Source organism: Clostridium polynesiense, from assembly GCF_000820705.1.
Lineage (GTDB): Bacteria > Bacillota > Clostridia > Clostridiales > Clostridiaceae > Clostridium_AA > Clostridium_AA polynesiense.
In genome coordinates this window covers 1-22,348 of sequence record NZ_CCXI01000049.1, presented here as the reverse complement: position 1 = coordinate 22,348, position 22,348 = coordinate 1, and the positions used below count along the sequence as shown (strand labels likewise).

General features: G+C 32.6%; 21 protein-coding genes and 2 pseudogenes. 1 reads left to right on the top strand and 22 read right to left on the bottom strand.

What is annotated here, in order from left to right:
* Positions 1-30: 30 nt before the first annotated feature.
* From grpE to gpr, 7 genes are all read right to left on the bottom strand, one after another.
* On the bottom strand, positions 31-666 hold the full coding sequence (gene grpE, locus TA89_RS04840) for a nucleotide exchange factor GrpE (protein ID WP_052447330.1): 636 nt from the start codon (positions 664-666) through the stop codon (positions 31-33).
* A 42-nt stretch (positions 667-708) separates the two neighbouring features.
* Positions 709-1,740 carry a heat-inducible transcriptional repressor HrcA gene (hrcA, locus tag TA89_RS04835; RefSeq protein WP_040211339.1) on the bottom strand — a complete coding sequence of 344 codons (1,032 nt, stop codon included), beginning with the start codon at positions 1,738-1,740 and terminating at the stop codon, positions 709-711.
* 187 nt (positions 1,741-1,927) lie between these two features.
* Positions 1,928-3,061 carry a radical SAM family heme chaperone HemW gene (gene hemW, locus TA89_RS04830; RefSeq protein WP_040211337.1) on the bottom strand — a complete coding sequence of 378 codons (1,134 nt, stop codon included), beginning with the start codon at positions 3,059-3,061 and terminating at the stop codon, positions 1,928-1,930.
* A 30-nt stretch (positions 3,062-3,091) separates the two neighbouring features.
* Complete coding sequence (lepA, locus tag TA89_RS04825) at positions 3,092-4,897, bottom strand: translation elongation factor 4 (protein WP_040211335.1); 1,806 nt, start codon at positions 4,895-4,897, stop codon at positions 3,092-3,094.
* 125 nt (positions 4,898-5,022) lie between these two features.
* On the bottom strand, positions 5,023-5,310 hold the full coding sequence (locus TA89_RS04820) for a hypothetical protein (RefSeq protein ID WP_040211334.1): 288 nt from the start codon (positions 5,308-5,310) through the stop codon (positions 5,023-5,025).
* 152 nt (positions 5,311-5,462) lie between these two features.
* A complete protein-coding gene (locus TA89_RS04815) occupies positions 5,463-6,542 on the bottom strand; it encodes a stage II sporulation protein P (protein ID WP_040211331.1) in 1,080 nt (359 codons plus the stop codon).
* A 55-nt stretch (positions 6,543-6,597) separates the two neighbouring features.
* Positions 6,598-7,572 (bottom strand): GPR endopeptidase, encoded by a 975-nt coding sequence (gene gpr / locus TA89_RS04810; protein ID WP_040211329.1) that lies wholly within the window; start codon positions 7,570-7,572, stop codon positions 6,598-6,600.
* A gap of 279 nt (positions 7,573-7,851) precedes the next feature.
* Between gpr and rpsT the strand changes: the two genes are divergently transcribed.
* Complete coding sequence (rpsT, locus tag TA89_RS04805) at positions 7,852-8,115, top strand: 30S ribosomal protein S20 (protein WP_040211327.1); 264 nt, start codon at positions 7,852-7,854, stop codon at positions 8,113-8,115.
* Between the two features lie 31 nt (positions 8,116-8,146).
* Here rpsT and holA read toward each other — a convergent pair.
* The 15 genes and pseudogenes from holA to TA89_RS18525 all read right to left on the bottom strand — a co-directional run.
* Positions 8,147-9,168 (bottom strand): annotated as a pseudogene (gene holA / locus TA89_RS04800) (DNA polymerase III subunit delta).
* A complete protein-coding gene (locus TA89_RS04795) occupies positions 9,155-10,909 on the bottom strand; it encodes a ComEC/Rec2 family competence protein (RefSeq protein WP_040211325.1) in 1,755 nt (584 codons plus the stop codon). Before TA89_RS04795 ends, holA begins: the two are co-directional and overlap by 14 nt.
* Positions 10,902-11,216 (bottom strand): hypothetical protein, encoded by a 315-nt coding sequence (locus tag TA89_RS04790; RefSeq protein WP_040211323.1) that lies wholly within the window; start codon positions 11,214-11,216, stop codon positions 10,902-10,904. The genes TA89_RS04795 and TA89_RS04790 overlap by 8 nt, the downstream gene beginning before the upstream one ends.
* A gap of 136 nt (positions 11,217-11,352) precedes the next feature.
* Positions 11,353-13,746, bottom strand: coding sequence for a P-type ATPase actuator domain-containing protein (locus tag TA89_RS04785; RefSeq protein WP_040211322.1), 2,394 nt, complete (start codon positions 13,744-13,746; stop codon positions 11,353-11,355).
* Positions 13,747-13,898: 152 nt separating this feature from the next.
* Entirely contained in the window at positions 13,899-14,654 is a 756-nt protein-coding gene (gene sigF, locus TA89_RS04780; RefSeq protein WP_040211320.1) for an RNA polymerase sporulation sigma factor SigF, read from the bottom strand.
* A 9-nt stretch (positions 14,655-14,663) separates the two neighbouring features.
* Positions 14,664-15,095, bottom strand: coding sequence for an anti-sigma F factor (spoIIAB, locus tag TA89_RS04775; protein WP_040211318.1), 432 nt, complete (start codon positions 15,093-15,095; stop codon positions 14,664-14,666).
* A gap of 13 nt (positions 15,096-15,108) precedes the next feature.
* Positions 15,109-15,444, bottom strand: coding sequence for an anti-sigma F factor antagonist (spoIIAA, locus tag TA89_RS04770; RefSeq protein WP_040211316.1), 336 nt, complete (start codon positions 15,442-15,444; stop codon positions 15,109-15,111).
* A 220-nt stretch (positions 15,445-15,664) separates the two neighbouring features.
* Positions 15,665-16,774 (bottom strand): cysteine desulfurase family protein, encoded by a 1,110-nt coding sequence (locus TA89_RS04765; protein ID WP_147590072.1) that lies wholly within the window; start codon positions 16,772-16,774, stop codon positions 15,665-15,667.
* 89 nt (positions 16,775-16,863) lie between these two features.
* On the bottom strand, positions 16,864-17,499 hold the full coding sequence (locus TA89_RS18780; RefSeq protein WP_242850084.1) for a S16 family serine protease: 636 nt from the start codon (positions 17,497-17,499) through the stop codon (positions 16,864-16,866).
* On the bottom strand, positions 17,492-19,165 hold the full coding sequence (locus TA89_RS04760; protein ID WP_242850081.1) for an AAA family ATPase: 1,674 nt from the start codon (positions 19,163-19,165) through the stop codon (positions 17,492-17,494). Before TA89_RS04760 ends, TA89_RS18780 begins: the two co-directional genes overlap by 8 nt.
* Before the next feature lie 180 nt (positions 19,166-19,345).
* Positions 19,346-20,019, bottom strand: a pseudogene (deoC, locus tag TA89_RS04755) (deoxyribose-phosphate aldolase).
* Positions 20,020-20,128: 109 nt separating this feature from the next.
* A complete protein-coding gene (locus TA89_RS04750) occupies positions 20,129-20,551 on the bottom strand; it encodes a 4Fe-4S binding protein (protein ID WP_052447329.1) in 423 nt (140 codons plus the stop codon).
* The gene (locus TA89_RS04745) at positions 20,552-20,989 is read right to left on the bottom strand and encodes an NADH-quinone oxidoreductase subunit B family protein (RefSeq protein ID WP_040211312.1); all 438 of its coding nucleotides are present in this window, start codon (positions 20,987-20,989) and stop codon (positions 20,552-20,554) included.
* A gap of 16 nt (positions 20,990-21,005) precedes the next feature.
* Positions 21,006-21,992 (bottom strand): respiratory chain complex I subunit 1 family protein, encoded by a 987-nt coding sequence (locus TA89_RS04740; RefSeq protein WP_040211310.1) that lies wholly within the window; start codon positions 21,990-21,992, stop codon positions 21,006-21,008.
* An 11-nt stretch (positions 21,993-22,003) separates the two neighbouring features.
* On the bottom strand, positions 22,004-22,348 hold a 345-nt coding region (locus TA89_RS18525; protein WP_040211309.1), incomplete at its 5' end, for a hypothetical protein.

Here is a 22,348-nt window from a genome sequence, read left to right as displayed (position 1 = left end):
TTAAGTTTCCTCCTCAAATAAAAAAATTAATTAATTTGCAACTTTAACAATGCTGTATCTTATAACTTTTGAACCCTTTTTGTATCCCTTTTGGAATACTTCAGCTACAACATTTTCTCCATAAGTGTCATCTTCTATATGCATTACTGCTTCATGGAAATTGGGGTCAAATCCATTATCTGTATCAACTTCTTCTACCCCCAGCTTTTCTAAAGAATCCTGAAATTGTTTAATAGTAAGCTCTACTCCCTTTTTCAGATCCTCTACATCTCCATCTACAGAAACAGCTCTTTCTAAATTATCCAGTACAGGCAGCAGGGTTTTTAAAACATCTTCAACTGCATCAGTATATATTCCTTCTTTTTCCTTTACTGTCCTTTTTCTGTAGTTATCATATTCTGCATTCAATCTTAAGAGTCTATCTTTTAAAGCATTAATTTCACTTTTCAATTTATTATTTTCATCCTTGAGATTCTTATTAATAGATATTAAATTATCATCTTCATTTACTTCCTCAAATTCAGAATCTTCAAGTACTTCCTCCTGCTGCCATGATTCTCCGTTATTAGCTTCCTTTTTCTCATCCTCATTGATGTTTATCTCTTCCTTTTCTGAAGGAATTTCTTCATCATTATTAATGTTTTTGTTCTTATTAATTTCCTCCATTGCTATTACAACACCTCATCTCTCTTATTATGTGATCAGCCTCTAGTCTTCAAGGCCGTTTTTTAACAGCATATTTAATTCAGTTATTACCTCAAGCATTATACTGGTTACCCTAGAATAGTCTATTCTAGTTGGACCTATGAGACCAATAGTACCTAAAGGTCTGTCACCAAGTCTATATACTGCAGAAATAAAGCTGCAGTCTTTAGCTTCCTTAATGAAGTTTTCCTCTCCAATCTTTATGGAAATGTCATCTCTTACATTAAGAAGAGAGGTCATTGTGTCCTTATTATATATAAGGGAAAGAAACTCTCTAGCTTTTGATATATCATTGTATTCAGGATAATTAAATATATTAGTAGTTCCTTCCATGTGGATATCGGCTATATCTGAATGAATCAATGTTTCGTACAAGGCTGAAAGTATAGAGTTAAATAATTCATCATAACCTTGGGCATATTTTTTCAGATTACTTATTACCGCTAGATTTATTTCTTCCACTGATAAGTCCTTAAGTTTGTCATTAAGCACATTGCTTAAAACTAAAAGCTGGGAAGCAGAAGGAACTTTTTCTACTTTAATAATATTATTTTTAATAAGTCCTGAGTCTGTAACCAAGACCATAAGCACTGAATTTTTATCAATACCTAGAAGCTGCAATGCTTTCACACAGCTCTTTTTCACTGAAGGAGATTTTACAATGCAGGTAAGCTTTGTAAGTTCTGATAATAAAGCACTTGCCTGCTTAACGATTTTATCCACTTCAAATAAAGCCGCATTAATTAAGTATTCCTTAATCATTATTTCCTCTTCTTTAGGCAGCTGCTTAATCTTCATAAGTTTATCAACATATAATCTATAGCCCTTATCTGATGGCTTTCTTCCTGAAGAGGTGTGAAGCTGTTCTATATATCCCATATCTTCTAAATCTGCCATCTCATTTCTGATAGTGGCAGAGCTGACTCCTAAATCATACTTTTTTGCAATGGTTCTTGAGCCTACCGGTTCACCGGTAAAGATATAGTCATTAATAATGGCATGAAGAATTTTAATTTTTCTATCATCAATTTCCATATCATCACCTCATTTATTAGCACTCACTCTTAATGAGTGCTAACGACTACGATTTAAATATAACTTGAATAAAAATCTTTGTCAATTCAAACATATAAACATTATTAGCCAAATAATACTAAGGAATAGTTATAATTGAATTTGTCTTTAAAATACTTGGATAATCTCTTTAAAACTTTTATTTTCTCTATTCCTTATCTAAAATAAAATCTGTAAGTACTGTATTAGACAATTCTATTCCTCTTTCTGTAAAATACACCCTCTCTTTAGTGTTCTTTATTAGTTTTTCTTTTTCATACTTTAATAATACACTTACATATAAATCTTCTATTTTTATTCCAAATCTATTTTTAAATTCTAATTTGCTTATACCCTGAGTTTTTCTCATGCCCATGAAAATAAACTCCTCAATATCTTCTTCTTTGGAGTTTTTATGCTCTTCAACGAAGGCATTACCTTTTGCTTTTATCAGTCTTATATACTCTTCTATGGTCCCGGCATTCTTATATCTTACACCATTAACATAGGAATGAGCTCCTGTACCGCAAGCAATATAATCCTTTAAATCCCAGTAAACTAAATTATGTCTGCATTCTTTCTGATCTTTTGAAAAATTAGATATTTCATATTGATGGTATCCTGCTTTTGTAAGTATTTTCTTAGTACTCCTGTACATTTCTCTTTCCGTATCTTCATCAGGAAGAGTCAGTTTCCCGTCATGATAAAGTGTGTAAAAGGGAGTTCCTTCTTCTATAATCAGACTATAGCAGGAAACATGATCCGGATTAATATCCACCACTTCTTTAAGATCATTTTCCCATTCTTCTAAAGTTTCATTTGGAAGGGCAAAAATCAAATCTACATTAATATTATCAAACCCCATTTCTCTTGCTAAATAATAGTTGTCCTTAAATTCCTCATAGTTATGTATCCTTCCTATGGATTTAAGGTGATAATCATGGGTAGACTGGAGTCCTATACTTAATCTGTTAACCCCTATATCCTTTAAAGCCTGAAGCTTTTCTCTATTGAGAGTTCCCGGATTGCATTCTACGGTAAATTCATAATCCTTTATTATATTTAACTTATTTATTATTTTTCCAAGAGATGCTATTTCCTCACAACTTAAAAAGGTGGGAGTTCCCCCACCTATAAATATTGTTGCTATTTTAAAATCCGAGGCTTTAGTAATTATCTCCTGATTTAAAGCATCTATATAATTTTTAGTGAGATGACCTTTACCGCAGAAGGATGGGAAGTCGCAATAATAGCACTTTTTGCTGCAAAAAGGTATATGGATATAAAGCGCTTTAGTTTCCATAACAAATCCTCCTGAAATTAAATTAATTTATTAATCTACTTTAAGAACAGACATAAATGCCTCTTGAGGAATTTCCACCGAGCCTATCTGTCTCATTCTCTTCTTACCTTCCTTCTGTTTTTCTAAAAGCTTTCTCTTACGAGATATATCACCGCCGTAGCATTTAGCAAGAACATCTTTTCTAAGAGCTTTTACAGTTTCCCTTGCAATAACTTTTGAACCTACAGCTGCCTGTATCGGTATTTCAAAAAGCTGTCTGGGAATTATTTCTTTTAATTTTTCCGCTATTCCTCTTCCTCGGCTATAGGCTCTTTCTTCAGGTACTATCATGGAAAGAGCATCCACAACCTCTCCGTTTAATAATATATCAAGCTTCACAAGCTTGCTGGTTACATAGCCCTTAAGCTCGTAATCCAGAGAAGCGTAGCCTCTTGTTCTGGATTTTAAGGCATCGAAAAAGTCATAAATTATTTCATTGAGAGGAATATCATAATTTAATACAGCTCTGGTCTGCTCAATATACTGCATATCCTTGAAAGTTCCTCTTCTTCCCTGGCACAAATCCATTACCGCTCCTACATATTCAGTAGGAGTAATAATTGATGCTTTAACCACCGGTTCCTCCATGTAATCAACTTCTGTCATAGGAGGCATATTAGTAGGATTGGTTAATTCTATTACTTCTCCACTGGTTTTAATTATCTTATAAATAACCGAAGGTGCTGTAGTAATAATATCCAGGTTAAATTCTCTTTCAATACGCTCCTGTATAATCTCCATATGTAATAACCCTAAAAATCCGCATCTAAAGCCAAAACCTAGTGCAATGGAGGTTTCAGGTTCAAAGGAAAGAGCAGCATCATTTATCTGGAGCTTTTCTATAGCTTCTTTTAATTCTTCATATTTTGCTCCATCTACTGGATATATCCCTGAAAACACCATTGGGATTGCAGGTTTATATCCAGGAAGCGCTTCAGAGGCAGGATTCTTTGCATCTGTAATAGTATCTCCTACCCTTGCATCGCTGACATTTTTAATAGATGCTGTAACATAGCCTACATCACCTGCTCTAAGCTCCTGGATAGGCATCATACTTGGTGTAAAAACACCGCATTCGGTAACTTCATATACCTTGCCTGTGGCCATCAGCTTAATTTCTGTACCTACCTTAAGCTTTCCTTCTTTAATCCTTAAGTGGCTTACTACTCCTTTATAGCTATCGTAATAAGAATCGAATATCAGCGCTCTTAAAGGAGCTTCCTCGTCACCGGTAGGAGCAGGAATTTTCTCTATAACAGCCTCTAATACATCCACTATATTTAATCCAGCCTTAGCGGATATTAGAGGAGCATCAGACGCCTCTATTCCTATAACATCTTCAATTTCCTGCTTAATTTCTTCAGGTCTGGCACTGGGAAGATCTATTTTATTTATAACCGGCACTATTTCCAAGTCATTATCTAAAGCAAGATAACAGTTTGCCAGGGTTTGTGCCTGTATTCCCTGTGTAGCATCCACTACTAATATAGCTCCTTCACAAGCAGCTAAACTTCTTGAAACTTCATAGTTAAAATCTACATGTCCAGGAGTATCTATAAGATTCAACATATATTCTTCGCCATTTTTTCTTCTATAAACAAGCCTTGCCGCTTGAGACTTTATGGTAATTCCTCTTTCTCTCTCCAAGTCCATGTTATCAAGCACTTGTGCTTCCATTTCTCTTTGGGTGAGAGTTCCTGTGGTCTCAAGGAGTCTATCTGCAAGTGTAGACTTACCATGATCTATATGTGCTACTATGGAAAAGTTTCTTATGTGTTTTTGTCTATCGCTTTGCATATTATTTTCCCATTCTTCAGAAATAGATTCCTAGAATAGAATTCACCCCCATTTTAAATAAATCATGATAAATTATAACATATAAGAGCGAGGAATTGTCAATAAAAATGAAAATTTGACAATTATTAAGGGAGGATACCTTTCAGCCTATTCATAGAACTTTTTATAAGAAGTCCTGCATTATCATTAGCTTCTTTATATCCATTTTTTATATTATTTTTCAAATCTTCAATGGCTTCCTCGCTCCATAAAAATACATAGTCCCAAAAATCAATCCGTATGTTATTGCCTGAATACTTGGAATAATAGATCTTTAAAGCAGTCCTGTCAATAGCGTATTTATTTGCATTTATATTATCTTTTTTAAGCACTTCTATAGCCTCTGACTTATATGGAGTTTCGCTGTTTATCATATCCGCAGTCCACTGAATATTTATTTTAACTATCCCGTAAAATACAATAAAAAAAATAATATCAGTGAAGTAAAAAGCTTGTATGGTTTCAAAAAAAGCACCCCCTAAAAATACTATCTATAAGGATGCTCTTTATTGGAGGCTTTTATACATCATTTTTTACCATTAATATGCTCTGCAATAGCCCTTGCAATAATTTTTCCCGAAAATAAAGCTTCTTCTATTTTATTTACGTCTGCTCCCACTTCTATGAGCACTACATTTGGATTTTTGCTTTGATTAAAATTTCCTTTTCCTCTGTTATATTCTTTCGTAGGCTTACTTATCCCAGGGAAATTTTTATCTAGGAACCCTTTTAAGCTGTTGGCAAGTGACTCATTATTTTTAATGTATCCACTGCTTCTAGATAAAACAAACATAAGCTTTGCAGCATCCTGTCCATTTATTTTGCAGGTAATATCCTTTTTAGAAGGTCCAGAATCCCTATGAAGGTCTATAATTATTTTAAAGTCATTATATTTTTTCAGATACTTGTCCAACGTTTCTCCGGATCTGGTATAAGAGTTTTGATATAGAGTGTTATGAATAGTTCTGTCATGAATAACAGAAATCCCATAATTCTGCTGAAGCTCCTTTGCTATTTCTCTTCCTACAGCTACCACGCTTAAGTTTTCATCAAAGGGGCTTCCTAAAGTGGCTGGAGAGTAATATTCCGTAGTATGAGTATGATAAATCAGCACCTCCGGTTTTGATTCATTAAGATTTTTCTTTATGGCAGGATTATATATATCCGCTTTAGTTTCCTGTGAAGCACTGTCAGATTCTTCTTTTTTTTCCTCTCTAAAAATTGATATATCATCCAACTTGAAGGAATCCAATGCAAAATGACTTTTCATATCAGGCTTAAGGTATTTTCTCCCCAAGGAAAAATAAGAGTTTTCTTTAGATAAAATATTAAGCGGATTAAAAGCATCAATTCCTATATATTCCAAAAGCGCTGTTCTTAAATTCATCTGACTTTCTGCCATATCCGATTCATCATAGGCAACATCCTTAACTATGGGTAATGAATAATTTAAAACCTGTATATAAAACATGTTATTCTTTACCTGGCTTTTCATTACGCTGTTTAAAAGTCCCATTACCATTAATACTACAATAAGAGCAGAAACAGCTATATAAACTATTGGTTTTAGGTGAAGCTCATTATTAACTTTAGTTGAATAAGGCATAAATAAATCCCCCCTCATATTAAAAAATTATATGACAGAGGGAGGAAAATTATTATTAATTCAAAAATTTATTAATATCTTCAATTCCGAAGCCAGGCTGAAGAGCTAAATTTATTCCTGTAGATATCACCTTTGATACCGCATCTATAATAGCATCTACATCTTTAGGCGTTACCATTAAATCTCCCACATAAGGTGTTAAAATTTCTCTTATCATATACTGTTTTTCTTTTCTGTCCATGGATTTCAGCATATTAAAAAACTCTCCGTCCGGTGTAGATTGTTTTATCATCTCATCAATAACCAGATCAATGGTGTCGTTTGCTATGGTTGCAGCATCTACCACCGTTGGAACTCCTATAGCTATTACAGGAACTCCTAAACTGCCCTCATTTATTTCCATTCGTTTATTTCCAACTCCTGCCCCTGGAGAAATGCCTGTGTTTCCCAACTGTATGGTTCTATTTACCCTTTCAAGCCTTCTGGAGGCTAAAGCATCAATGCAGATTACCGCATCAGGTTTAATCTTACTCACCAAAGCCCTTACAATTTCTCCTGTTTCTATTCCAGTGGTTCCTAAAACCCCCGGAGCTATGGCACACACAGGTTTTACATCCTCATCTATGGAATCGGGCATCATTGCTTTTAAATGTCTTGTTATCATTAGCTTTGAAACCACCTTTGGACCTAAAGCATCCGGAGTTACCTCTGAATTTCCAAGTCCCACTACAAGTACAGTGCCGTCTTTTTCTACTTTCATAACCTCACTGATACTTTCTGACAGTATGTGAGCCACTTTATCCATAAGTTCCCCATCATAATGAGTATATTCAGGCATATCTATGGTTATATAAGTGCCCACAGGTTTTCCCATTGCTTCAGCTCCATTTTCATTAAGCACTGTTACTTTGGTAATTTTCACATCCTCCTGAGTGGTTTCTTCAGCAACCACTCCATCTATCTCCTTTTTATAACGCTGGCTATATAACTCTCTAGCTTCCACCGCTAAGTCCGTTCGCACATCAAACATTACAATCAATCCTTTCTTTAGTAAGAAGTAGATAATAATTAAAGTTTGATAAATTAATTCATAAAGCATACAATATATATTGTGTATTGAATTATTAAATATTATTTATTTTTTAATAATCATCTTAATTTCTCTATCTTCTATGTTGAGGAACTGTTAAAATATACTTGAAGAATCCATGTATTAATGCTATAATATCACTTGTTGAAATTTGACTCGTACGCAGATTTTCCCCAAAAGCTGCTGAGACCCTATTAAATTGAAGGGGGTGAAATAAAAATGGCAAATATTAAATCCGCACAAAAAAGAATAAAAGTAACTGAAGCTAAAACTCTTAAAAATAGAATGGTTAAATCCGCTCTTAAAACTGCTATAAAGAAATTCGAAGCTGCCGTTAGCGCTAACAGTGCAGAAGATGCAAAAGTTACATTTAATGGTGCAGTTAAAGCTTTAGATATGGCTGTTTCTAAAGGAGTAATTCATAAGAATATGGCTGCTAGAAAAAAATCAAGATTATCTGCAAAATTAAATGCTATGGCATAATAAATAAACCGGTCTTTCACCGGTTTTTTTATTATTTTCTCATAGCATTAATTATCATTAACTCCATTTCAGTCTTCTTGTCCACTGCTGAGCTTTTCAGAACTCCTTCAGTTTCCAAACACAATTCAATGCAGTGCTTGATTTGTTTCAAATCAAATCTTCTGCTTTGCTGCATGAGCCTTTCACATATAAAGGGAGGCAGGTGAAGTTCTTTGGATAATATATCTTTGCTTTTGTTTTGAGAAATTCCAAGTTTTGCTCTGAATAAAAGCTTAAACTGCCTTTCTATCATTGACAAAAGAAGAATTATATTTTCTCCCTTAAAAAGCAATTCATTCATAAGCTCAATAGCTTTCTCAGGTTTTTTTGAGATATAAAATCTACTAGGTCAAAGACATCATTTTCACTTTTATATGGAAGCATTTTATCTATATCATTTCTCGTTATATTCCTTCCCTCTGTAAAATTAATTAGCTTGTCAGCTTCGTTTGCGATTATATCCATGTTATTTTCCACATTATCACAAAAATATTTTAATTCTACCTTGCCAATTTCTTTACCTTTATGCTGAAAAAGGGTCCCCACTTTTTTATAAAGCTTTTCACCCTTTAGCTTATCAGCCTTAACCACAGTACAATACTTTTCAAGCCTTTTAACCTTGTCACTGACCTTTTCCCGCTTATCCTCGAAAATATAATAAAAAATCAGTACACAGTGGCTGGGGGATTCTTTAATGTATTCCTGACAAACTTGAAATCTTTTTTTATTTTCAGAATCCTGAGATTCTTTTAAAAATGCAGCCCTATAAACTACAACCACCTTTTTTTCACTCATAAATGGCAGTGTTTCACAGGCATCTATGAAGCTGTCCTCATTTAACTTCATTCCATCCATTTTTATGACATTAAGCTCCCTGAAATCTTCATGTATACAAGCACTGATAATATTATCTACCTGTTCTTTGATAATATGTTCATCTATTCCTGTGAGGATGTAACAATTTCTTATATCTTTTTTATTAATTTTATTTTCAAGTTGGTCAATGTCTATCACTATATTTCCGCCTTTCCATACCTGATATAAAAATATGACCTGCTAAAGGTCTGTAAATTTCAATGTTTTTGATACTATAATCTAAATCAATATACTCTTTATGCATATTGATTATATCATAAACCTGTGTTTCTCTGCCAAAGGAACTTGATTTTATAATTAAAGAAACACCCCTTTCCCTTGCATTTATTTCTCTTTCCAATGTAACAGTTTCACTATTTGACAGCTTTATTATATATCTTTGATTTTTAATATTTATTACTGCAGGATCCTCTATGTGCTTAGATAGTTTAACTCTTAATTTATCTGTATTTGATGTTGTAAAAATATAATTTTGGTTTTTATAACTTAACCGTATGAATCTGCTGCTTCCTATTTCTGATATGGATATATAAGGAATAAAGTAATAATCCCATAGTAGTGCAGGGAAAAATAAAAATACCGGTAAAAGTCTGATACTTTTAATATGTCTTTTAGTAATTATTATACTTATAAAAATTGCAGTATACAAAATTATTATTGCTGAATTAACGTGATATTTATCTGGTGAAAAGTAAATAAGCATATATATCCATATATCTACTGCTTTAAACAAAATGAAAATAAGCTTATTCACTAAATGGAACAGTTCAGGAAAAGGCATTAGTATAATTGATAAAAAAGAAATATAAATTATTAGAGAATAAATGGGAATTATAAATAGATTTCCAAATAAAAAACCTGGACTAAAAGTCTTTAAGGTAACAGAAGCATAGGGAAAGGATAGGGTTTGAGCACTTAAAGTTATGCTTATAGACTTATTTATGTAAGAAGGAAGCTTATACAAGTATCTGCTAAATTTTTTGTTGAAAAGTATTATCCCCAATGTAGAAAGCCATGATAAATTAAAGCCTATATCAGTTATATAATAAGGCTTTATAAACAACAAAAGCATAACGGTAAAACTTAACGAAGAAAGTACATCATAAGATTTATAGAACTTTTTGGAAAGGCTCATAAGTATAATCATTATATAAGCTCTGAGGGTCGGGGCTTTTCCTCCTGTAAAACATACGAAGAATAGTGTTATTATCAGCGAAATATTTCCTGTTAATAAAACCTCAAATAATTTATATATAAGAATAATGTGAAAACCAGAAACAGATATAACGTGGATTATGCCTAAGGTGTTAAAATCCTCTAAATCCTCTTCATAGATGTGTTTGTCATATCCAAAACATATTCCTGAGAGCACTGCACTGTATCTTTTTCCCAAAGATTTTTCAAACCTTTTAAAAATATATTCTCTATATTCATGAATCTTTGTAATTAAATCTTCCTTTCTATTTATAACCTTCACATTTTTCATTTCACCTAATACAGCTTTTGAAAACATCAGCCTTTTATTCAGCGTAAAGCTGCAGTATATAACTTCTCCTTCTTTTATATCCTTTATGTCTTCATCTATAATAAACTTTTTATTTTTATATTCACCCAATGAATAATAATTTTTCTTTTCTATAATCCTGACATTTCCTATATTACCTTCAGGAAGCTTATAATACAAAAAGCTGTTTATTAATCCTAAAATATATATTGTAAGAATAACTATAAAGTATTTTCTGCTTACAGTAAAAAAGAAAATACTTAAAAAAGATGCAGTAAATACTGCACCTAATAAAAAGTAATCAGTTAAAAATAATACGGAGGATATTAAGCCAATTATCAGTGATATTGCATAATAGACTAATGGCCTACTCAAAGTTTTCTGCCTGACAGGATATATTGTTATTGGGTATGGTGTCAGGAACCGTATAGTTATTTCTGTATAATTGGACGTTATAATCTACTTGAACAGCTATAACAACCATGTGAGTAGATTCATTTAAATATGCATTTTTTACATGAGGTATTCCATCTTTAGACTTAACCGCAAAATAATTATCAGCAAAATCTTGAGAATTTCTAATACTGATATGATCATAATTAAAATTAAAGTCTGCTTCCGGGACCTGTAAAAAAATAGTATCACTGCCTTTTAATATAGCTTCATATACATTATTGAACATAATAACACCTCCATGTGTTATTCTGTCCGTTTTAAATTAAATAATTCAAAAAATACCATAAATATCACAATTAATATAATTAAGAATATGGTGCTTATACCTGTTAATCCATAATAATAACATACAAATATTAATGTCATAGTACCGCAGCAGAAATATACAGTATTCTTTTAACCCATAGTTTATTATACAGAATACTAAAATCAAAGGATTTTAATAACACCGAAGTTGAAAATAGAAACGCAGTGGTCTCCAGATATAAGAACCCTAATACTTCTTTTGTATAATAATAGCTCAAAGTGTAAAATAAAAAATAAGATACTGTATTTATAATAAACCCTCTGCTTAAAAAATCTGAAATACCCATTTTTTCATATTTACTATGGATTCTTTTATTGTTTATAACACAGTTTACCGCAGCTAAGGGAATAATTATTATATTCATAATATAAATATCATATAAACTATATAAATACATCAAAAGAACTTCCATTATAAATGCAAAGAAAGAAAGTTCAACCATTCTTCTTAAGGCTGTATAATCCTGTCTGCCTTTATGTACAAAATAAATAAAACTCTCCAGATAATTTTTCTTTATATATACATCGCTTTGTTTTCTTAAATTTATCGAACAGCTATCTCCAATTGAAATACCTATATGTGAACTTCCTAATGCAGGCAGATCGCTGACTTTTTCTCCAGTAACCGCTATATTTATTCCATTATCCTTCAAGGCTTTAACCACTTTTACTCTATGCTCAGAATTAATGCGAGCATAAACTTTAGCTTCTTCTACCAGTTTTTTAAATTCATCTTTGCTTAAATGGTTCATCTCCACTCCTGATATTACTTGGGAAGGCTTATTGATGATGCCAAGTTTTAAACCAACGGCACCAGCTGTAATCTTATTATCTTCCGTTATAAATTCAGTTTCAATATTATACCCCTTTAAAACACTTATGTTTTTTAAAGCTTCAGACTTTATTGGATTTTCCATCCCTATAATTCCTACAAAAACCAGATTGCTTTCCAGATTTTCAGTAATTCTCGGTTCATAATTAAAATTTCTATATGCAAAAGCTATAGTAAACAGACCTCTAGAGGACATACTATAATCTGCAGCCTTTATTTCCTCAATTTCCTTTGATGTCAGCTCCTTCTCTATTCCATCTTTCATAAAATAATTACAGTTTTCAATTATATAATCTACAGCCCCTTTTATATTGATTCTATAATTCTCCTCTACTTTATTCACAGTGGTTTTGATTCTTTTGTCCGGATCATAAGGAAGTTCTACTATTCTCTTGTATTTCCCCTGCATTGCTCCTTTATATATAAATTTCCCTGCAGCCAGCCTTAATAAAGCCCTTTCCTGTATACTGCCCTTTCCTGAATTATTGTGTACATCATAAAAAGCATCGTTGCATAAAACAGCAATTTCCATCAATCTCATAAAAGTATAATTATCTGAATTAAAGTCATAAACCCCTGACAAATTTTCATCTATGAATATTTCTTTAGCAAACATTTCATCACGTGATAAAGATCCTACTTTATCTATTAAAAGTGCATCTATATCCTTTATTTTATTTATTACGGAAAAGTCTTTAATTTCAATCTCTCTTTCTTTATATGACTTTTTCATAAAAAATGCGAAGAAAAATATACTTATGGCAGTAGGTATAGATGCTATACATATTAATGGTATTGCTGCTATTTGTATATTCTCATAAAGTATGCCTTTTCTAAAAAGCCACAAAAACACCGATATAGAGACTAATATTATAAAAGTTTCTATGTAATTAAATATTGATTCTATTGAACTTTCTAGAGAACGGGATTTATAAGTGGATTTATTAAATGCTTCTATTATTTTCCCCAGTTCAGTATCAGAACCTTTTTCTACTACTATACCTAAACCTTCCCCTTCTAATACCATGGTACCTTTAAAAGCAATGTTGATTATTTCTTTTAAGCTACTAACTTCTTCCATAATTTTAGTTTCGTACTTTTCTGCAGAAGCTTCCTGACCTGTTATCTGCTTTTCGTTTAATTTTAAACCATTTGCTTCACAAATTCTTAAATCTGCAGGTATAACACAATTCTTTTTTATGGGAACTATATCTCCCACTACTAATTCTTTTATTTTTATATTTTTATTAACGCCTTGCCGAATAACTGTAGTTATAGAGTTATCAAGCTTGTAAATGCTTATAAAGTCCCTTTGAGACAGGTATATGCGATGCAGCTTAATAATTAAAGATATAAAAGCCGAAATACATATGTATATTGCCGGCAAAATAAGATCAAAATAGAAAAGCAGTGAAATTATAATAATATTATTTAGAATCCAAAGAATACTTATTTCCTTCAAAAATGTATTTTTAAAATTGGAAATCTTGAGTCTATAACTATTTTCTCCCATGGTTAATCTCAATCTTGAATGTGCCTCTTCATGGGATAAGCCTGAATATATATCAGTATTTAAATACCTCTCAACCTGAGTCCATGATTCTTTATACCACTGCAATATTTTCACTCACCTTTTAAATATCTTTTAATTATTTATCGTAAATTTTTAGTATTACTTAAAAATCCATTATATGTATCTATATATTCATTATAATTCTTTACTCTCCTTCTGTATATCGAACAAAATAAAAACACTTCCAAAAGAAGTGTTTATTCTCCTAATCTATCTCTCATCTGCTTTAAAACCTTTTTTTCTATCCTTGAAACCTGTACCTGACTGATTCCCAAAAGATTAGCAACCTGGGTTTGAGTCTTATCTTTAAAGTATCTGAGCATTATGATTTGTCTGGCTTTTCCGTCTAAATTACTTAAAGCTTCTTTAAGGGCTAACTTATCTATCATATTCTTATCATCTTCTGCACTTTCGCTGAGCTTATCGATTAAAAGCACTGGAGAACCGTCATCCTGATGTATGGTATCATAGAGATACTGCATACTGTTTGAAGATTCAATGGCAAAGATAATTTCTTCCTTTTCTATCCCTGTAAAATTAGCCAGTTCCTCTACTGTAGGTTCTCTATCTAATTTTTTTGTTAATTCTTCTTTATCATAATGAAGCTTTCTTGCAAGATTTTTTGTATTTCTGCTCACCTTAATTATTCCGTCATCTCTTAAAAATCTCTTTATTTCTCCAATTATCATAGGTACAGCATAGGTGGAAAATTTTACATTATATTGAGTATCAAAGTTGTTTATAGCTTTTACAAGTCCCATAGATCCTATCTGAAAAATGTCTTCGTAGTCATAGCCTCTGTTAAGAAACTTCTTACTTATAGAAGCAACCAGAGGAAAATTTATTTCTATAAGCTTTTCCATAGCTTGTTTACTGCCATTTTTAGCTAAGATAATAAGCTTTGTATTATCATCATAATTCAAATCATCTTTTTTTAAGATTCCTTCATCCATATGAGCCACCTAATTCAAAGAAAGGAATTTTTTCTTCATTATAACTTTTGTCCCTTTATTTTTTTCACTAAAAACCTCAAGGCTATCCATAAAGGTTTCCATCACAGTAAATCCCATGCCTGACCTCTCCAAATCAGGTCGTGACGTATAAAGAGGCTGTCTTGCAAGGTTTATATCCTCTATACCCGTTCCATTGTCCTGTATCATTATTGTAACTACGGTTTCTTTGATAGAAGCTTCTATATAAACCATTTCATCATCCCTACTGTTATATCCGTGTATGATAGCATTTGTTACCGCTTCGGATACAGCCGTTTTTACATCAGTTAACTCTTCAATGGTAGGATCAAGCTGGGAAACAAAAGCAGCCACAGCAACTCTGGCAAAACTTTCATTTTGCGATTTACTCAAAAATTCTATTTTCATAATATTATCATTCATTTCTATTCCCCCACTAAATGTTATTAAATGCTTCTTCCACAGTATCAAATGCTGTAATTATTTTAAATAAACCAGACAATTCAAAGACCTTCTTTACATTATTGTTTATTGAAGCAATAAGCAATGAGCCGTCCCTCATGCTCATCTTCTTATATCTGCCTATAACAACCCCTATACCTGAAGAGTCCATAAAGGTTACACCTGAAAAATCGAGAATTAAAGTTTTAATTTTATCCCTATCTAATCTATCATCGATTTTATTTCTTACCTCTTCAGCACTATGGTGATCTAACTCGCCATTTAACCCTACAATTAAAATGTTTTGCTCTTTATTTATTTTTAAATACATAATCAAACTCTAATTAAAGAGCCTTCACCTCCCTCGCTGTTCTTTTTACTTCCAAGTTATATATTTTTTTACTTCTTTTACCATATATACTATTTTATTTTTCATCCGTTGTCAATGGTTATTCCTTAATATTCTTCAATAGCGCCTGCCATTCCATTATTATCTTCATTATTTATAAAAAAACAGCAGGAACTTATGTCCCTGCTAAAAAATTAATTCTTTAATCAATAAGCCTTAATTTATCTAAAACCATCTGTATTTCTGTCTTTGTAGTAAATCTTCCCAAGCTGAACCTTACTGCTCCTCTAGCTATGTCCTGCGGTATATTCATTGCTTTTAGTACCGGTGATATCTCTGTCATCCCTGAATGACAGGCAGATCCTGTTGAAGCAGCAACATCTTCCAATTGATTTAAAACTTCATTTCCATCTCTTCCTATAAAACTTATATTCAAAGTATTGGGAAGCTTATAAATGCTGTGACCATTGAGCTTTATTTTATCCTTAAAAATATCCCTTATCCCATCATAAAAATAGTCTGTAAGTTCTTTAATATGTGGACATTTCAGGCTTTCTTCAGCTAGGGAACAGGCTTCTCCTAACGCCACATCAAAAATTACATTTTCCGTTCCGGCACGTCTTCCGCTTTCATGGGAAGCTCCATGAATTAAAGGCTCTATTTCCAATCCTTTTCTTATAAAAAGTGCACCTATGCCTTTTGGAGCATACATTTTATGCCCTGCAATGGTTAGGAAATCAACCTGCAATTCCTTAACATCCACAGGAACTTTTCCTAAGGACTGAGAGGCATCCGAATGAAAAAGCACATTATTTTTTTTAGCTATTTCGCCAATTTCCTTTATGGGTTGAAGTGTTCCTGTTTCATTATTTGAATGCATGATACTTATTAATATGGTATCTTTTCTTATTGCTTTTTCAACACTATGAGGAGTAATTCGTCCCTCAGAATCTGCAGGCAGATAAGTTACTTCATAACCAAGCTTTTCTAAATATCTGCAAGGGCTTATAATTGCAGGATGTTCAATAGCAGAGGTTATAATATGCCTTCCTTTATTTCCGTAAGTAAATGCTACCCCTTTTAAAACCATATTATCAGCTTCGCTTCCTCCGCTTGTAAAAATTATTTCTTCAGACTCTGAATTTATAAGGCTTGCCACTTGATTTCTTGCTTTTTTTACTGCAAGCATACTTTTAAATCCATAGTAATGATTGCTGGATGGATTTCCGAAAATTTCATTTATATATGGCTCCATTGCAGCTTTTACTTTGGGATCTATAGGGGTGGTTGCGTTATAATCTAGATAAATCATATTAATAAACCTCCTGTGGTTAATACAAATACATTATTAGTTATTATATGATAATTATATAGAATCCCGAAAATCTATTCAAATTAATATTATAACTTATCCTTATACTTAGTATATTTTTTCAATTCCTCACTTGCTGTATTATAAATATTTTCAACAGAATAGCTTTCGAAGCTCATTAACACTTCCACTGCATCTTCAATGTTTTCCATAGTAAATATTTTAAAGTACCCTAATCTAACAGCCTCTTCCACCTCAGGATTTAGGACTATATCATCTATGTTTGCTTTAGGAATCAAAACAGCTTTATCTTTAACGCTGTCCACTGCCTTACAAACATTAAAAAAGCCTTCTATTTTTTCATTTATTCCTCCAACTGCCTGAACCTCTCCGAACTGATCCATAGATCCGGTAACTGCTATATTCTGTCTTATTGGTATTTTGCATAGAGAAGAAAGCATACATACAGCTTCAGCAACAGAAGCAGAATCTCCATCTATCTTTCCATAAATCTGTTCAAAGCTCATATGAAAATCTACAGGAATTTTTTCATAGGAAAAAATGAATTTATTTATATATCCCTTTAAAATGCTTATAGATTTTTCGTGGATGCTTCCGCTTAAATTGCTTTCTTTTTGTGAGTCTAATATAGCCCCTTCACCTTTGCAGCATATGCAGGTGATTTTAACAGGTTTGCCAAAACTAAAATATCCACTGTCAACCACCGACAACCCATTTATATTTCCAATCTTTTTTCCCCTTGCAGTAAATAATATTTTTTATTTTATATAAATCTAAAGTTTCTTCTTCATATATATCTTTCTCATAAGCTAAATTTATTATATCTTCTGCCTCTATATGATTTTTCCCCTTTGCTTCTGCCATATTATTTGAAAGTATAAGCAGCCTTTCAACTTCATTTATATCAAAAGAAATCTTTTTTCTGCTTCCTGCTTTTCTGGATAATCTCTTCACAATTTCTTTAATTCCATCCTGCTTAATGGGTAAAAGCTTATTTCCCTCAATTATCTTTTTTATACTTTTATTTACAGCTTCTAATAATTCTGAACTTAATCCTTTTTCTTCCATATATTGAACTCTTATTTTAAATATATTTTTAAAGTCTTCATCATGATGATATAGTATATCATAGCTTTCATAATCCCCAAGGAGGAGAACCTTCACCTTAACCTCTATTTCCATTGGCTTTAAACCGGAAAGAGAAATAAACTCAAGATACCCTTTATTATAGTCAAGGTTTATCTTACCGGTTAAAAGAACTTTTTTTAAATAATAATATCCTCCTGGATTTGTGAGCAGATCATTCAATCTCAGTATTATACATCCTTCATTGGCTTTTAATATGCTTCCTGCTTTTATCAGTGAAATGTCTGTGGAGTAAACTCCATTTCGATTTTCATATTCAATATTACCGATTAAATTGTTTATATTAGGATCCTGTTCAAATATTACCGGCGGGCAGCGGTTCATAGAATTATCAACTAATACATTAACCATAAATCGATAAATGATTTCAGTTATGCTTTCTTCATCATCTTCATAACTGAAAGAATATTTTTCAACAACCTTTTCTTCAATATAACTGCATACATAACTCAAATAATCCAATGCCTGCAGGTCATTTTCAAATTCCTTTTCTATATCCTTTTTTAATTCCTGCATTTCTTTTTCCAGATAATCACTGAAAATATTTTTTACTCTTTGTATAGATTCATTTTCTACATCCTTCAGCTTGTTAATTACATCCTCTGCATCCTCTTTTAACTTTAAAGCCCTATTAATTATTTCATCCTTACTTAGAAGCTCTAAATCATCATATTCCCTTTCCGTCATGGTCATACCTTCTTTTAGAGGTATAAAAACAAAGCCTATCTTGGTCTGTTTTACATCAAAGCCCTCAGTTTTAGCCATATCCATAAGACTGCCAATATATATATTTCTCTGCTTCTGAACATATTCCATCACTGATTCTTTTTCTTTATTGATGGAGCTATTGTAAAAAGAAAAAATCTTTTCAGAATATATTTCCTGAATTATTTCAAGTTTTTCCTTTAGTTTAATTCCTCCACAGTTATTGAGATATAGCACTTGGGGGGCTTTCACATCTTCTAAAGTCACATAGCAGATATCTTTTGGTCTTTCATACTTTTCATATATAAACTTTACATAGTTTATTATCTTTTCCATTTTATCTTTAGAATAGTTATCAATTATATATAAATTAAATCCGTCATTTTTAATGCTTAATGACATTTCAATCTTTTTTAGTATTTCGAAATATTCTATATCCTGAGAATATTCTTCTCCCTCCCATTTTCTCTCTGAGTTTAAATTATAAATAATCTCCTTAGGAGTTAATTCCCTTTTCATCGCATTCCTGTTTTATAAATAATAGAAACCATTCCTATTATTTATAATCAGTTCCCCCTTTTATAATAGTTGTCTATTATATTAATATTCGAGAAACCAAAAAATAGGAATGGTTTTTATACATTTAATTATTTAGTTCTTAAACCATGCAAAACTACATGTTACACTTTTACTGTTTGTTTAGTAATCAGAATCGCTCTTTAATCCTTGGCAGATAGCAACTGAAGCTGAAGCACCTATTCTTGAAGCACCTGCTTCGATTAATTTTACTGTATCCTCATAGGTTCTAACCCCTCCTGAAGCTTTAACCCCCATATCAGGTCCAACAGTTTCTCTCATGAGCTTTATATCCTCATAAGTGGCTCCTCCTGTTGAGAAGCCTGTAGAGGTCTTCACGTAATCAGCTCCTGCTTCTTTTGAAAGTTTGCAGGCAATCACCTTTTCTTCATCGGTTAAAAGGCAGGTTTCAAGTATAACCTTTGTAAGAGCCTTTCCTTTAGCCGCATTAACCACAGCTTCTATATCCTTCTTCACATATTCGAAGTTTTGTCCTTAAGCTTCCCTACATTTATAACCATATCTACTTCTTCAGCACCATTTTCAATGGCATTTTTTGTTTCAAAGGCTTTTACTTCTGAAGTAGTAGCTCCTAAAGGAAATCCTATTACAGTACAAACCTTTACTTCACTTTCTTTAAGTTCATCTGAACATAATTTAACATAACAGGGATTAATGCAAACTGAAGCAAAGTTATATTCTAAGGCTTCTTTACATAGTTTTCTAATACCCGACTCATTAGCCTCAGGCTTAAGCAGAGTATGGTCTATCATTTTAGCTAATTGATTTTTTTCCATTTTCATCCTCCTGATTATATATACCTTATTCTTATATTAACTCAATCCTATATATAAGTCTATTATATTTTGTTTTTATCAAGGAGATTATATACACTTAAAGCGGCTTTCAGTTCTGCTTTTTCTCTTCATTCTTTTTTTGAGGAGCTGGCGGCTTTGGAGGAAGCTTTTTAATAAATGTACCGCTTATCATCAACTCATTTTTATCCTCAACCACCAAATTATATTCCCTTGTAAATTCTATGGCTTTTTTAGGGCAAAAATCTCTGCACATTGAACAAAAGGTACAGGAGGCCATATTAAAGGACATGGTAATTTCCTGTCCGCCTTCCACATTTACCATACTTTTTGTAATCGAAGCAGGAGAGCAGATTCTCATACATAAACCACAGCCAATGCAGAGCTCAGGATGAAATACTATTTTACCTCTGTATCCTTCCGGAGCTTCTACCGGTTCTTCCGGATAAGCTTTAGTAACAGGCTTCTTAAATAAATTTAAAAGTCCATCCTTTAAATAAGGTATTCCACCCATTTATTCCACCCCTCTCTTTCTTTTAAGTATTTCCACGGCTTTTAAAATACCTGAAATGATTGCCTCAGGCTTTGGTGCACATCCTCCTACTGATACATCTACCGGAACCCACCTATCTAAAGGTCCTACTATAGAATAGCTTCCTTTAAACACATTACAGGATAGCGGACAAGATCCTAATGATACTATTACCTTAGGATCAGGTACCTGAGAAATTACTCTTAGCATTCTATCTTTTGACTGTGCTGTAACAGGCCCTGTTACTATAATTATATCTGCATGTCTGGGTGTGCCGGTAAGCTTTATTCCAAATCTTTCTACATCGTATTTTGGCCCCAGCAGTGCTATAAGCTCTATATCGCAGCCATTGCATGAACCGGTGTTTAAATGGTATATCCATGGAGATTTTGCCCTGCTTTTTTTAATCACATCTAACATACAATCCCTTCTTTCTTTAAAGCTTGAAGTAAACCATTATTAAGCTGAGTAATGCAAGACCAGTAGGCACTGTCCAGTAAAACTTTAATGCCTGTTCAACCTTTACTCTGGCTATTACTCCTTTTATCAAGGATATAGATAAAAATACTATTATAATGCTTAAAAACATTAAAAGCAGAGCATTAAGCAACAAATTCAAAGCAGGAACAGAGGTCATGTGAGTAAAACCTTTACCTCCAAGGAATAAAGCTATAAACAAGCTCGTCATTATAAACATCTTAATATTTTGGGTGAGCTTAAAAATTCCAAGATAAAAACCGCTGTACTCAACTAAAGGGCCTTCACAAATTTCAGTCTCTGCTTCAGCTACATCAAAGGGAACGCTGCCTACTTCAGCAGGAATAATAAGGAGGAAGGCTAGTGCTGCAGGAATTAGGGAAAACTTTGAAATCATTAATCCACTGGTTGCCTGGTATTGCTGTATAGTGGTTAATGAAAAAGTCACCTTTCCTTCTAAGGCTAATCCAGCCTTAGCTCCTATAGCTAGAAGTATTATCACCAAAGGAAGCTCATAAGCCAGCATTGTTACCATTTCTCTTGATATCCCAACTCCAGCAAAGGGAGATCCTGAAGAAGAACCCCCTATAATCAGTGCTACTGCAGGAATAGTTAATAAATATATAATAACTATCATATCAGCAATTTCTGGCATAAAGCTAAAACCAAATTGAGGGATGAACAGTGAGATAGTGATTACGCTTATTAAACCTATAATTGGGGCTATAATAAATACCCTCTTTGCAGCACTTCTTGGGATTATACTGTCCTTTCCTGCAAGCTTGAAAAAGTCATATAAGGGTTGAAGCAAAGGAGGCCCTATTCTCCGCTGCATTCTAGCAACGATTTTTCTATCTATACCCGCTAATATAATCCCTGCAAAAAATGTGAATAAAAAGCCAGGATATATAAGCACATAAAATAAATTCAATAAAATATCTTTCAATTAAATCCCTCCTATAGAAACACGAAGCAGTACACTATCACCGCAGTTAAGCATGCAATAACCCATAGTACATAGTCGTTGACAACCCCGCTGTGAGCTCTCTGAAAAACATCAAAATAAACTCTAAACTGATATTTCATTCCCCAAAACAAATCGTGGCCGCCAATTTGAGAATACTCTTCTTCTTCTCCTCCGGTAAAGCTGTCATACTTTGTATTTAATAAATTTCCCTTTACATCTTTTCCAATATTGGATAGATTTAATGAAACTATAAATAGAAAAGAAACTAGTAAGATAACAAAAAGCACCAGCCAGGATTCCGGCTTCCAGTATCCTGCATAAGAATAGTTTATTTC

Bases quoted from the DNA above. Each gene is read 5' to 3' on its own strand.
- grpE (WP_052447330.1), bottom strand. From the start codon at position 666: ATGGAGGAAATTAATAAGAACAAAAACATTAATAATGATGAAGAAATT.
- hrcA (WP_040211339.1), bottom strand. From the start codon at position 1,740: ATGGAAATTGATGATAGAAAAATTAAAATTCTTCATGCCATTATTAAT.
- hemW (WP_040211337.1), bottom strand. From the start codon at position 3,061: ATGGAAACTAAAGCGCTTTATATCCATATACCTTTTTGCAGCAAAAAG.
- lepA (WP_040211335.1), bottom strand. From the start codon at position 4,897: ATGCAAAGCGATAGACAAAAACACATAAGAAACTTTTCCATAGTAGCA.
- TA89_RS04820 (WP_040211334.1), bottom strand. From the start codon at position 5,310: ATGATAAACAGCGAAACTCCATATAAGTCAGAGGCTATAGAAGTGCTT.
- TA89_RS04815 (WP_040211331.1), bottom strand. From the start codon at position 6,542: ATGCCTTATTCAACTAAAGTTAATAATGAGCTTCACCTAAAACCAATA.
- gpr (WP_040211329.1), bottom strand. From the start codon at position 7,572: ATGTTTGATGTGCGAACGGACTTAGCGGTGGAAGCTAGAGAGTTATAT.
- rpsT (WP_040211327.1), top strand. From the start codon at position 7,852: ATGGCAAATATTAAATCCGCACAAAAAAGAATAAAAGTAACTGAAGCT.
- TA89_RS04790 (WP_040211323.1), bottom strand. From the start codon at position 11,216: ATGTTCAATAATGTATATGAAGCTATATTAAAAGGCAGTGATACTATT.
- sigF (WP_040211320.1), bottom strand. From the start codon at position 14,654: ATGGATGAAGGAATCTTAAAAAAAGATGATTTGAATTATGATGATAAT.
- spoIIAB (WP_040211318.1), bottom strand. From the start codon at position 15,095: ATGAATGATAATATTATGAAAATAGAATTTTTGAGTAAATCGCAAAAT.
- spoIIAA (WP_040211316.1), bottom strand. From the start codon at position 15,444: ATGTATTTAAAAATAAATAAAGAGCAAAACATTTTAATTGTAGGGTTA.
- TA89_RS04765 (WP_147590072.1), bottom strand. From the start codon at position 16,774: ATGATTTATCTAGATTATAACGCAACCACCCCTATAGATCCCAAAGTA.
- TA89_RS04760 (WP_242850081.1), bottom strand. From the start codon at position 19,165: ATGAAAAGGGAATTAACTCCTAAGGAGATTATTTATAATTTAAACTCA.
- TA89_RS04750 (WP_052447329.1), bottom strand. From the start codon at position 20,551: ATGGGTGGAATACCTTATTTAAAGGATGGACTTTTAAATTTATTTAAG.
- TA89_RS04745 (WP_040211312.1), bottom strand. From the start codon at position 20,989: ATGTTAGATGTGATTAAAAAAAGCAGGGCAAAATCTCCATGGATATAC.